This window comes from Neorickettsia findlayensis (assembly GCF_009856525.1).
Taxonomy (GTDB): Bacteria; Pseudomonadota; Alphaproteobacteria; order Rickettsiales; family Anaplasmataceae; genus Neorickettsia; species Neorickettsia findlayensis.
Genome location: NZ_CP047224.1, coordinates 517,090 through 530,142 on the forward strand (window position 1 = coordinate 517,090; position 13,053 = coordinate 530,142).

General features: G+C 39.6%; 7 protein-coding genes. 3 read left to right on the forward strand and 4 right to left on the reverse strand.

Translation table 11 applies throughout. The features are described 5' to 3' along the window. Nucleotides 1-238: 238 nt before the first annotated feature. Together GP480_RS02415 and GP480_RS02420 are read right to left on the reverse strand one after the other, a co-directional pair. A complete protein-coding gene (locus GP480_RS02415; protein ID WP_160095551.1) occupies nt 239-1,525 on the reverse strand; it encodes a hypothetical protein in 1,287 nt (428 codons plus the stop codon). Between the two features lie 352 nt (nt 1,526-1,877). Next, nucleotides 1,878-2,507, reverse strand: a complete 630-nt coding sequence (locus GP480_RS02420; protein ID WP_160095553.1) for an O-methyltransferase — start codon at nt 2,505-2,507, stop codon at nt 1,878-1,880. A gap of 414 nt (nt 2,508-2,921) precedes the next feature. Here GP480_RS02420 and acnA point away from each other — a divergent pair, with 414 nt between their 5' ends. Continuing rightward, on the forward strand, nt 2,922-5,648 hold the full coding sequence (acnA, locus tag GP480_RS02425; protein WP_160095555.1) for an aconitate hydratase AcnA: 2,727 nt from the start codon (nt 2,922-2,924) through the stop codon (nt 5,646-5,648). A 191-nt stretch (nt 5,649-5,839) separates the two neighbouring features. Here the strand turns inward: acnA and GP480_RS02430 are convergent, their stop codons facing one another. Both GP480_RS02430 and GP480_RS02435 read right to left on the reverse strand, forming a co-directional pair. Then, nucleotides 5,840-6,811 carry a class I SAM-dependent methyltransferase gene (locus GP480_RS02430; protein WP_160095557.1) on the reverse strand — a complete coding sequence of 324 codons (972 nt, stop codon included), beginning with the start codon at nt 6,809-6,811 and terminating at the stop codon, nt 5,840-5,842. A 255-nt stretch (nt 6,812-7,066) separates the two neighbouring features. After that, nucleotides 7,067-9,697, reverse strand: a complete 2,631-nt coding sequence (locus GP480_RS02435; RefSeq protein ID WP_160095559.1) for a valine--tRNA ligase — start codon at nt 9,695-9,697, stop codon at nt 7,067-7,069. Nucleotides 9,698-10,004: 307 nt separating this feature from the next. Between GP480_RS02435 and prfB the strand changes: the two genes are divergently transcribed. After that, nucleotides 10,005-11,103 (forward strand): peptide chain release factor 2 gene (prfB, locus tag GP480_RS02440; protein ID WP_160095561.1). Its coding sequence is split into 2 segments (ribosomal slippage): nt 10,005-10,073 and nt 10,075-11,103, totalling 1,098 coding nucleotides; the frame shifts between segments, so codons are not numbered across the junction. Nucleotides 11,104-11,326: 223 nt separating this feature from the next. Further along, nucleotides 11,327-12,844, forward strand: coding sequence for a hypothetical protein (locus GP480_RS02445; protein WP_185147408.1), 1,518 nt, complete (start codon nt 11,327-11,329; stop codon nt 12,842-12,844). The last annotated feature ends 209 nt before the right edge of the window (nt 12,845-13,053 follow it).

Consider the following 13,053-nt stretch of genomic DNA (forward strand, 5'->3'; position numbering starts at 1 on the left):
AAATAACAAAAACTCAGAAACAACGTGGTGCTTCAGATAAAGAAATAAATCACCCCAAACAATTCAGCAAGTGTCATTCAGAAAAACAGTTTCCCCTCATCCGAAACAAAAATGAACCGATACCTGTGCAGTCTAATAAAACTACTGTGAAAACAAAACCCCTCGCATGGGGCAACCAACAAAAAAGGTGCCCCAAACAAAAACCTAATTTAACCTGTCATTCAGAAACCCAAGCATGCTACATAGAAGCAGCAACGTTTGCACCAGACTCAACAGCTGCAGACTCCTTCAATAGACTCGGAACAAATTCTAAAGAAGAGTTAGCAGAGACAAGTGAAGCAGACTCGCGAATTACAGAATGAGCTCCCGAAGAAGTTGAATTCTTTCCTGCGAGACAAGCACCAGTATTCCCCGCACAAACAATTACATCAGTCAATGTTCCCGCACGCGAACCAACTTCCGCACATATAACCCTCTCCGACGAAGAAGTTGACGCTCGAGTTTCACACACATCTGAAGAAACTTCTCCTGCACCAGACCCTTTTCTCTCATGACAAGAGTCATCTGCACTCGATGTTGTGTGATATTTTTTCCATTCAGTTATACTCGAACCCACGGTACGTTTAGGAAGATAAGCAAGTTCTTCCTCGGCAACAAACTCAACATCACTAAGGTCAACATCCCACCTTACTCCTGCATCACTAGCCAAAAATTCATTGGCAATATACAACATTTTTGCCTTCTTATATTCGCTTGCATAGGCGCTACCAGTTGGAGCATCACATTCTGTGAGACGCAAACCTTCGTAAGATACTTTCGCACCTCCACGCTTAAAAATGCTCCCCTTAGTTACAACCAGAACAGAAAAGAAGTCTATTAAAGATGACAAGAACAAGAGCAACATTGTTGTGTTAATCTCTCTCTTCTGTGGAATTTCTCTTTTGAAGCGAAAGAAAACGGAATGAAAGCGCATACAGGAACCACTTGAATCGCTTTCAGAGTATCCTTCTTTCGGTGCACCGACCTTTACTGCATCCGCACCCATTATCACATTTATACTCATGTAGATGGGACGCTTATCGAAAAACTGTTTAAACCCCTCTACCACTGCTACTATGCTGCTTGGTCCTAGTGGTAAATTGCGCTTTTCGCAGTCTGAGACAAATTCACAAAGTGCATATTCAAAAAGCCCAAGAAAAAGGTCTCTGCTTTGCTCATCTACAATACAGAGATCGCACATTAACCTGTTTGCATCCCCAATTTTTTTAGCCTCATAAGACGTCCTTCTCATAACGCCTTTGTACACGTTCCCGTGCACCGCAACCCTTTCTTTTATCGCTGCGCTATAAGGTTCTATAGATTCTGGACCAGTCCGCCAGAGCTTGTTTACCAAATACGCGGGATTAGTTTTGTCAAAAACTAAGAGATTACGAATTCCAGTTATAACACCTTCGTAAAAAGGCTGATAATCAACCAGAGAGTTGGAACCTTTCAACCCTATCTCAACAACTGCTCCATTATGCATAACACACTTACTTCTCAAGTAATAAAAACAAAATATTCTGCCTACGATTAGCTACATGCTGTATGTGACAGTTATCAAGATTTAAAATAGAGTATTGCTAATTATGCGTTAATAGGCATTACTTCGCCGAATGAAAAAGCTAACCTTCTTAAAATGAAAAAGAATAAATAACTAGGCTTCTATTGCTGAAAACAGTGCAGGTAACAACTCCTATTTCTGAGAGACTTCTTTCTCCACTCAAAAATAAAAATCAGAAAATGAGACACCCATTACAGTAATAAGGTATATAAACAACAAGACGCACTTCAGTTGGAAAGGATATAAACATATCTCCTCTTTCAACTCCGCCAACTTACTTCTTTATAGCAACAGTGAGACCGTTCGCGGTTGGTAGAATAACAGAGTCGTACTTATCTGGATCACTAATCATTGTGTTGAACCGCTCCATAAATTGCCAAGCTCTACTATTGCTAGAGGGATTATTTTTTCCAAAGCTAAGTGTATTATCAGCTATAATAAGTCCGCCAACTCTTACATTTGTCTCTCCCCATTCAAGATAAGTTGGATACCCCGACTTTTCCGCATCAATAAACAGCATATCAAAAGGACCAGAAGAGCTAAGTTCTAAAAGCTTCACCTTTGCATCACCTGTGAAAAGCTCTATCTGTGGAAAAGTGGAAAAATTTTGTAACGCGATTTGCGCGTATTCGGGATTCTTTTCAATTGTGTATACTTTACCGTCATTTCCAACTGCCTTTGCAATGCAAATCGCTGAATAACCGCCTAATGTGCCGACCTCAACAACAGTCTTTACCCGATTCATTCTTATGAGAAGTGCTAGAATTGCTCCTTCTATTCGCCCAATTTGAACAAACCGCCTCTCATCAGAAAAAGTTTCCTCCCTAATTTTTTTCATCAACTGACATTCCACCGGTAACTTGGAAATGATGTATTCTTCAGCCCATGAATCTTCAAAACGCATTATTAATACCGACTAAGATGACAATATGGAAAAGTGCTAACATGAATATTTACATTGCTTCATCAACATACTCACATCATAGAGAAGTATCACTCCATTCGGAACATTAGAAGCATGCTTGAAATCTAGCCGTTTTGACTATAAACCCGTTAGCACAAATCAAAGCTAACCTAAAAAGCAACACAAGCACTTCATTCAATCAGCACACTCAGTGGCTGTCATTCAATAATTTACCATATTACCTGTTGATGCATTTGACACTTTTGCACAAAAAAAGGAAGTACACATGGTAAGAGACGACAAAAACAACATCCGTCTTGCATTTTATCCATATATGCAGAGAATAAAACTACCTTTGCACGATACTTTTCCTCCGATTTTGCACGTTAGTCTGGACTCGTAAATACACAGAAAATGAAGAAGAAACTAAAGTCTGGAATAAGCTACTTCGATATAAAGCTTGAAGGGGGTATCTCTAATCTTCCCTGTGTAATGAAAATCCTGATAGAGAATGCACTGAGAAATGGACAGAAGGATTCGATTGTGAGGGCGTTGTGCGATTACAAAAAGCACATTGGAAGGCTCGCTGTGGATTACTATCCCTCTCGTGTGCTAATGCAGGATTTCACCGGCGTACCTGCCGTAGTGGATTTAGCAGCATTACGTGATGCCGTTTCTGAAAAACAGGGAGACCCAAGAGATGTAAATCCAAAAATCCCGGTGGATCTTATTATAGATCACTCAATTCAGGTTAATTCTTACGGCAAAGCAAGCTCAGCTACGGAAAATAAGACAATTGAATTTCAAAAAAACATAGAACGGTACAAACTCTTAAAGTGGGCACAAAAGTCCTTTCAAAATTTTAGAGTAGTTCCTCCAGGAACGGGAATTTGTCACCAAGTCAATCTAGAGTACTTGGCACAAGTCGTATGTACAGAACTAAAAGAGACGGAGATATTGGCTTACCCAGATACCCTTGTGGGTACAGACAGCCATACTACTATGAGCGGGGGTCTCTCTGTGCTTGGATGGGGTGTCGGTGGAATAGAAGCCGAATCAGTGGTATTAGGTGAACCCATTTCGATGGTAATTCCTGAGGTAATTGGGTTAAAACTCGAAGGAAAATTAAAAGCTGGTCTTACTGCAACTGACCTGGTTTTACACATTACACACTTACTTCGAAAGCATAAAGTCGTAGGAAAATTCGTTGAAGTCTTTGGTGAAGGTGTAAGGAACCTTTCTGTCGCAGACCGAGCAACAATAGCAAACATGGCACCTGAATGCGGTTCTACATGCAATTTCTTCGCGCCGGACCAAAAAACACTAGATTACCTCGACCTTACAGGAAAAACACAAGAGCAAATTGACCTAGTGGAAGATTACACAAAAAGTCAAACTATGTGGGCAGATTACGCACGTGTAACAGATTTTGTGGACGTGATTAATCTGGATCTCTCTGAGGTTCGTACAACCGTTGCAGGACCAAAAAGACCCCAAGACAAAATATCTCTCCACTTAGTACCAGAGAGCTTTAATGAGATATGCATCCCTCAAGAAGAAAATGTGAAAACTCCTGCGCCTAATGAAAACCATGTTCAAGTACCGCAAACTTCTGTGGACAAAGAGGCAAATCTGCATACGGATTTGCCTAGGCTCGAGAATGGATCCATAGTGATTGCAGCAATCACGAGTTGTACAAATACTTCTAACCCGTCTGGAATGATTGCAGCGGGTCTATTGGCAAAAAGAGCCGTACAATCGGGGTTGAGGGTAAAGAACTGGGTGAAGACATCTCTTGCGCCCGGATCTCAAGTTGTCTCGGAATATTTAAAGCAGTCTGGACTACAAGAGTATCTCGACCAGCTAGGTTTTAATATAGTGGGCTTTGGTTGCACAACTTGTATAGGTAATTCAGGTGAATTGAAAGAGGAAATCTCTGAAGAAATTGATAAAAAAGACCTGATAGTAGTATCCGTCCTTTCAGGTAACCGTAACTTTGAAGGAAGAATTCATCCAAAAGTAAAAGCAAATTACCTCGCTTCACCGATGCTTGTGGTTGCCTATAGCATTGCCGGAAACATAAACGTAAACCTGGAATCTCAACCTATTGGACACGACAAAACCGGTAAGGAAATATATCTAAGAGATATCACCCCTTCAGATGATGAAATTGATACTTATGTTCGTCGCTTTCTCAGAAAGGAGATATTCTTATCAAAATATCAGGATGTTTTCTTAGGTGACAGGAACTGGCAAGAATTAGAGTGTAACAGCTCAGTCACGTACAAATGGGATAAAAACTGTACCTACATTAAAAGGCCGCCATTTTTTGGTAGTGATGACCAGATCAGCTTTCGTGATATGCCTCCTCAAATCGATGAAAAAGCAGACCACCACTCTGCAACATTTGATATATCTGTAAGGGCCGCACGAATACTTGCTGTCTTTGGGGATAGTATCACAACTGATCATATCTCTCCAGCTGGGACGATTCCAGTCAAAACCCCCGCGGGGGAGTACTTAAAGAAATTAGGCGTAACTCCGCAGCAATTCAATTCTTATGGTGCACGACGAGGTAATCACGAAATCATGATACGTGGCACCTTTGCGAACACAAGGATCAAAAACAAGATGCTCAAGAATATCGAGGGAGGATATACTCTTCATTTCGATTCTAATAACAAAGGAGAGATCGTGAGCATCTACGAAGCAGCGATGCGCTACAAATCCTCTGGAACTAGTCTTGTTATTTTCGCAGGCAAGGAATATGGTACCGGTTCAAGTCGTGATTGGGCAGCAAAGGGCACATACTTGCTTGGCGTCAAGGCAGTGATAGCAGAAAGTTTCGAACGTATCCACAGAAGCAATCTGGTTGGCATGGGTGTTCTTCCGCTTGTTTATTCCGATCCTGAAGAATACAGTCGCTTAGCACTCACCGGCGAGGAAGTCGTCAATATAGAATTAGAAGGCAATCCTTCACCAATGTGCGAAATGGAATGTAAAATTACCACCGAAACAGCTCTAACACGACGCTTAGCCATTACCCTGATGGTTACAACAGAAAAGGAGATGAATTATATAAGAGTTGGCAATATACTGAAACATGTACTCAGAGAGTCTTTTCTGGAACAGAAGCACTAAATACACAGTTCAATAGGGTGCACAACCTGCTAAAATCTTAAAATATTGGGAGCTCAGTTTGCTTTTGTTCTGGCTCACGATAGGCTTCCTATTTTTACTCGCGATGAACTCTGTGTTCGAGTCTTATACCTATTCTTTCAGAGCAATTGTGACTAACAAATCGCAGCTTAAATGAGACTAATTGATTCAATTTAAATGATTGCACACTTAAACAATCTGCCCATTTTTTCTTGGTCTACAAGCCTGGAAAGCGTTTGCTCAACTATAGCAGTATCGTTAATGTAAGACCTCCTTGCAATTTCAAATATACCGTAGATGGATAAAAAATCTCCTTGTGTTATCAGTTTGAAGCTGGGAAATAAAGAAGAAAAATCAACTTCATGGGTTATGTCTGATTCGCCTATGTTTTCGAAAATATCAATAAATCTATGTCCCTTTACTGCTTGCACTGTGTTCCTTCGCGTACAAGTTGCATGTCCGTAATCGATTACTAAACCACTTCCACCATATTTTGCAATTCTAGCAAGTATTGATGAGGCAATCTGTCTCCCGAGGGAACTTATCTCTATTATATCTCCATCACTAAATTCACCACTAAATTCTTTTTGACTTTCTTCTTCATCTATTTGAAAATCCTCAGTTATTTTTCGTTCAAAAAAATTTCCCCCTAAAAAAATAAATTGATCTATCGGAAGTGCATCAAAGAACTCGTTTGCCAAAACCACTATTTCACCTTTCGGGATCTCATCTACACTACTACACCAACGAATCTTACAGATATGAGAACATAATTTTTCCATCTGTATACTTCTGAGAAACGGACTTATCTCTACCATGTAAACAGTAACTGCATCATAAAAAGATTTAATACCTCTTATGGTATTGAGAATATCAAACATCATCATCCCACTCCCAGGACCCAATTCCACGATTGCTATTTCACGTGGTTTCCCGAGCTTTTCCCACTGCTCAAGTAGCCATACTGCCACCGTCTTTCCAAAAAGAGACGAGATCTCTGGCGCAGTAATGTAATCCCCATTTTTACCTATTGGGTTTCTTGTCATATAGTATCCTTTAGTTGGATGGTACATGCTCAGCTCAATGAATGTTGAGAATGAGATGGACCCCTGTTCCCTAATAAAATTCTTGATATAAGATCTCATCTGTACTTAATAGAACCCGCTAATAACACATCACTCGAGCACCTTACGTAGAAGAATCAACTTGTAACCCAGCCTCAAAAAGATATAGAAAATCTACTGCACATGATCTGGGTTGTGATTAATACATAAAATCTGCGTGACCATAACCACAAACTGTACCAGTAACCCTAATAAATATCATAGCACTTAAAGAAAATGGTCTGCTGTCTGTGAAACACACTATTCCCCAAGCTGTATAAAAGATAGCAAAGCAGACTATAGAAAAATTTTCACTTCCAATCCATTTGGCACATCATCCATTATCCATGCAATACGCGCGCTATTGGTAGCTGCCTTAATGTCGTATTCTGCTTCCATCATCTCAACTGCAGCTGTTCTTATCTCGACCAAGCTAACCTCTTTCTTCATAGAAATGGAGTGTTCTGATTTAAATTCCCTGACTTTTGCAAGAATTTTTATAAAATCACTACCAGCAAAAGTTATCTTACGACCTAAAGAGATTTCATCAGGCCAAGTAAAACCGCTATGTAAGGATACAGCACCTGGAAAGAGTGTCGAATATATTGCATCTGTCACATATGGGAGAAAAGGCGCAAAAAGTTTTAAAATCACTGCCAGAGATATACTTAGGGCATGCAGAACACTTTCCCGCCCAAGGACGTCATTATATGCCCGAGATTTGACAAGCTCCAAGTAATTATCACAGTACTCGTGCAAGAAGAACCTTTCTATTAGGGCTTTTGCGTGGAAATAATCACAGCTTTCAAGCGAGAGTTCCACACCCTTTACTACCTCGGATAACCTACTAAGAATCCATAAATCAGTTACGTAACTTACCTTGAACAGTTCTGGAACACTTACAAGGAACTGCTCGATAAACCTAGCAGCGCTCCATATCTTATTAACAAGCTTTTTACCTATAAGTAAGACGTTCTCACTAAAACATGTATCACAGCCGAGTCCTGCACTAGCACTCCAGTACCGAACAACGTCAGCACCATGTTCAGCGATCAGCTTTATTGGATCAAGCGCATTACCCTTGGACTTACTCATTTTGCTTTTGTCGCTTGCAAGGCACCAACCACTGACCATGACTCTTCTCCATGGAACTGTTCGATACTCTAAAAATGATCGGAGAATTGTATAGAAGGCCCAAGTACGTATTATTTCATGTGCCTGCGGCCTAAGCGACATCGGCTGAAACTGTGGCCGTTTTTCGTCCAGTAATGTTGAGCACACCTCTGTTACTGGAACAGTATCCATTTGGTTTACTCCTCTTGAGTTACGCATACTCTTCATAAGTAGCGAGTAATTAATTTGCGGCGAAAGAGAGCTAGTTGCCCACGTATCTAAGACATCTTTATCCTGTATATACGTTTTTCCATTCCTAAAAATTACATCACTCTCCACAGGTAATTCAGAGAATTCAGGTAGCAGGATACTGCCTGTTTCTTTTTCGTAATAAACCGGAACCCGCACACCAAGATACCTTTGCCTGGAAATACACCAATCCCATTTGAGCCCCTCAATCCACTGCTCTATTTTGACTCGCATTTTCTCAGGTAACCAATCAATCTCTTGGACCTTATTTTTCAGCTCTTCCTTGTGCTTTAGGATTTCAATGTACCACTGATATGTCGAGATAATCTCCAACTTTCCACCCGATCTTTCTGCACACTTAACACGATGAGTGATGTCTTCCTGTCTTGTTAAAAGACCTTCTTCCACTAACTTTTCCAACACATACTCGCGCGCATCTTCAACTTTTTTACCATCAAGTAGGTCTATTCTACCGTATCTATCAATTACCTCGACTAAAGGAAGATCATATTTTTGCCACCACTTGATATCCATTTCGTCACCAAAAGTGCAGCACATTACAAGACCCGTTCCCTTTTCAACTATAACGTCTGGATCAGCGATAATAGGAACTCTTTTGTTGAAGATTGGAGTAATAGCATACTTGCCTTCGAGATTTTTATAGCGCTCGTCAGAAGGATTATAGAGAAGCGCTACACATGCAGGAAGAAGTTCTGGTCTTGTTGTACCAACCTCAAGTTTTCTCGAATTTGTACAGGATGACAGCATACTGGACCACCTCTGCTCATGAGAATTGTCCCGGGTGAAATCACCTTTGCACGCCTCATTGACTTCTAAAGCATTGTCATCAGGGTTACCAACGACAGCGGAAACATTACCACTTGTCTTCTCCGAAGTTTTAATTGCAACCTCGCACTTACCCTGAATATCGGATTCTATACTAACGTCTCCATTCTCCTCACATAGGAAAAGAATGTAGTTCATCTTGGAGTTAAATTCTTTCTCCTCAACTTCGGCTTGCGCAATTGCTGTCTGATCCATTACATCCCAAAGTATTGGCATCTTCTTTCTATAGAGCAAGCCTTTCTCATATAGATACAGAAAGGACTCTTGTGATAGACGCTTACAGTCTTCACTGTTCGTTTGATAACTAAAATCCCAGTCAATACTTAAGCCTATGCTATCAAAAAGATCTTTGAATTCTTTAATCTTTTCTACTGAGATGGTCTCACATAGACCTATAAATTCCGTTCTATCAGACTTATAAGCTTTGACTTTACAGGACTTTTCAACAAGTCTCTCCGTTGGAAGACCATTATTATCGAATCCCAAAGAGTAAAAGACATTTTTGCCACGCATTCTCTGGTATCGAGCTATAAAATCGGTATGGCAATAGCTAAATACATGCCCAATATGTAGAGAGCCAGAAATGGTAGGTGGAGGTGTATCTATTGAGAAAATGTCCTTACATTGCGGAGAAAACTTGTATATCTCTTTCTCCTTCCATCTCGTCTTACAGTCACATTCGATCTGAGAAAAGTTATACCTATTTGCCAGCTTTATCATCACACTGAACTTGCCTCTCTTTCTTTCATGTTATCCAAGAAAGGAGAACTATTAAATCACCCTCTCTCCAACAACTCACTGAGTACACTCAGAATAACACGAGAATTTTCTATATTCTTGAGCAAAAGCTCTTTCTTTAAATGCAAAACTCGTGACTTAACAGCATATATAGGAAACAAAAATAGGTAACTGCTGTAAAGTATCATCTCCTAGGATAAGGTATTTCGGATAAAACAACACACAACAAAACCACCCTTTGACTTGAGAAACACCTGAAGTACAATCGTTTCGTACGATAAAAAAGACAATGGATTTTGAAACACAAGTAGTACTGCATAATCTAAAGAAGTCCGTCGAGGTAATCAGGAGGCAGCTTTGACATCGAAAAGAAGCACGCTCGCTTGGAAGAGATTCAAGCTCTGGTTGATTCCCCCACACTCTGGGAAGATCAATCCAGTGCGCAACTCTTACTAAAAGAGAAATCACAAATAGAGACAAGCCTGAAAGAATTCAAAGAACTCTCAATTCAGCTTGATGATCTCATCGAAATGATTGAGCTCGCGTCGAAAGGGGGTGAAGAGGAAGCAATGAAAGATCTCGAAAGAGATCTTCTGTCACTCAAAGAAAAAATACAAAAAAAAGAAATAGAGTGCCTTTTTTCAGGCGAGGCAGACGGTAATGATTGCCTTCTGGAAATACAATCCGGCGCAGGCGGAACAGAGAGTAATGATTGGGCAATGATGTTACTGAGAATGTATACGAGATGGGCAGAAATTTACCACAAATTTCAGGTACAGATTGTAGATAAAGTTGAAGGAGAGGAGACTGGAATAAAATCCTGCACGCTTAAGGTAATGGGAAAGAATGCTTACGGCTGGGCTAGAACAGAAACAGGAGTACATAGGTTGGTAAGAATTTCCCCATTTGACGCGAATGCAAAGCGCCACACAAGTTTTGCTAAAGTTTTTGTTTCGCCGTGCATTGAGGGTGAAATAAACATCAATATAGATGAAAAAGATCTAAAGATCGACACTTACAGAGCTTCCGGGGCAGGTGGACAGCATGTAAATAAAACTGAAAGCGCTGTTAGAATTACTCATTTGCCGAGTAAAATAGTTGTACAATCACAGAGCAGCAGGTCACAGCACCAGAACAAGGCGGAGGCAATGCAAATGCTAAAGTCCAGACTATATGAGATAGAGCTTCGTAAAAAAGAAGAGAAACTCAACGCTGCACGTAATGTGGAAGATTCTATTGGTTGGGGCTACCAGATTAGATCATACGTACTACACCCGTATCAGATGATAAAAGACCTTCGTACTGGACATGAGGTAGGAAACATCACCTCAATTCTTGACGGCGATCTGGACTCTTTTATTATCGCCACCATATCTAGCAATTTCTGAAGATTCACCTCCTAAAGGTCACTCCAGCTCTTCTCGATTCACTCACCTGAACCCAAGCTTGCAAAACTCGAGCCCGCAAATCTCTTAATAATTTTTACCAATAAAGCAAATTCTTTCTATTAGTTAGTACATGATAAGTATATTTTGCCATATTTGACATGTATATTTAATAATATTCTAATTAAAAAATATAGATAATATTCTTGTATATACTTATCTACACATGCTGGACCGTAAATTTAAAAATCTTGTAGAAACCCTCATCCAAACTGATATTTTCGGCTTGGATACAATAGTTGAGCTAAATCTATCCCTAAAAGAGCAGAAAGCGAAACTAAAATCCATGACCATGCAATTGAAAGAAGCAGAAAATTCATTCAACAGGGATTTTAGTGGAGAAATGGGCACGGCAAATGATCCTGAAGGACTCATACAAAGCGGGATAAGTTCACTGCTAGAAACACTCCAAGTCATCGTATTGTTTGCAAAACCTAACAAGACCGGAGATCCTATGATCCAGACAAAATATAGAGAAAACATTACCATACAGCTAAAAGAGGCTCACGAGAAATCTCTTAACGCACTAAGCAGATTACATCTATATAATGAAATTCCAACACACGAGAAAGCTGCTGAATATATACATAACATCTTTCAAGATTCAACAAGACTCGTAACTGATATCTTAGAAGAACCAAATAGAGAAAAACAAAGGGAACGGTACAAACAATACGAAAAAAAGGCCGAGGATAATCCCTTAACCTCCTTTCTTGCAATTACAGCACCTAACATCTATAGGACAGCAATAACAAATACACTTACTGAGGCAAATTCTACACTAGAAAGTAGAGACCTTCAAAAACTTATTGAAGACACAATCGAGGGTGAGACAGCCAAAACAGAAAAAGTAGTTCAGATACTTGGAGAACACGCAGAGAGACATGGTAAAAAAGGAAGCACAACAAAAGAGCTGGGTATAAATGTAGTAAAATCAATAACTCAGATTGAGGCTTTAACCAGAACAACTGTAGTACAACACATCGCAGCGCTTATCCGGGTAAACCCAAGATTCTCAGTTGAGCCAGTCAACCGTAAACAAAAAAGTGAGAACAAGTCAGAATGGTTATTGAATTTTATTAAGAAAAAAATTGTTCAGTTTAAAGAAGTAATTTTTACTACAAAAAAGCCCATCTCCCCGCACGAAAAACTAGCCAAAAAAGAAAATCTTTTCTATATTGAGTTAAAAAAGCAACTTTTATACGAAGAACCAACTAAAACTACATCAGAGGGCAAAAATATCCTTAAAGAAGAAATCATACCATCTCTCACTGCACCAGAAAGAAATCCCTTAATAGAAGAAACAACTATTACTGCACCAAAAAATGGTGGCGTTTCTGAAAATCAAGAAACGTCATTTTCTAGCACATTAAAAAGGGAAGCTTCTACGCAAAGCACTAACAACTTTGTGCAACAGAAAAAGGATACTGAAACTCAGACAGAGAATAAAAAAGATGCTTCAACTCAGACAGAGAATAAAAAAGATGCTTCAACTCAGACAGAGAGTAAAAAAGACGCTTCAACTCAGACAGAGAGTAAAAAAGATGCTTCAACTCAGACAGAGAGTAAAAAAGATGCTTCAACTCAGACAGAGAATAAAAAGGATGCTTCAACTCAACCAAGATCTGACATTGTCGCTTGCAGCATTCGGAAAGCAGCAGAAACTTTACAACATCAGAAGTAAGCAATACTTCTCTGGTTTTTAACTTCTGCTCTAGCTCGGGCAGGATAACATAAAGAGGATATTTACATGAAAAAATAAAACCATCTTTTCTTCTGCAAGGACTTTTTGTGTACCTATGCTTAATTAACATCTAGACAAATTAGTAAATATCTATATTAGGATACTATATTTTTATTAAGAATTTTATCCTAGTATGTTAGGAAATTTAC

Excerpts from the sequence above, each read along its gene's own strand:
- GP480_RS02420 (WP_160095553.1), bottom strand. The coding sequence starts at position 2,507 with ATGCGTTTTGAAGATTCATGGGCTGAAGAATACATCATTTCCAAGTTA.
- GP480_RS02445 (WP_185147408.1), top strand. The coding sequence starts at position 11,327 with ATGCTGGACCGTAAATTTAAAAATCTTGTAGAAACCCTCATCCAAACT.
- GP480_RS02435 (WP_160095559.1), bottom strand. The coding sequence starts at position 9,697 with ATGATAAAGCTGGCAAATAGGTATAACTTTTCTCAGATCGAATGTGAC.
- GP480_RS02415 (WP_160095551.1), bottom strand. The coding sequence starts at position 1,525 with ATGCATAATGGAGCAGTTGTTGAGATAGGGTTGAAAGGTTCCAACTCT.
- GP480_RS02430 (WP_160095557.1), bottom strand. The coding sequence starts at position 6,811 with ATGAGATCTTATATCAAGAATTTTATTAGGGAACAGGGGTCCATCTCA.
- acnA (WP_160095555.1), top strand. The coding sequence starts at position 2,922 with ATGAAGAAGAAACTAAAGTCTGGAATAAGCTACTTCGATATAAAGCTT.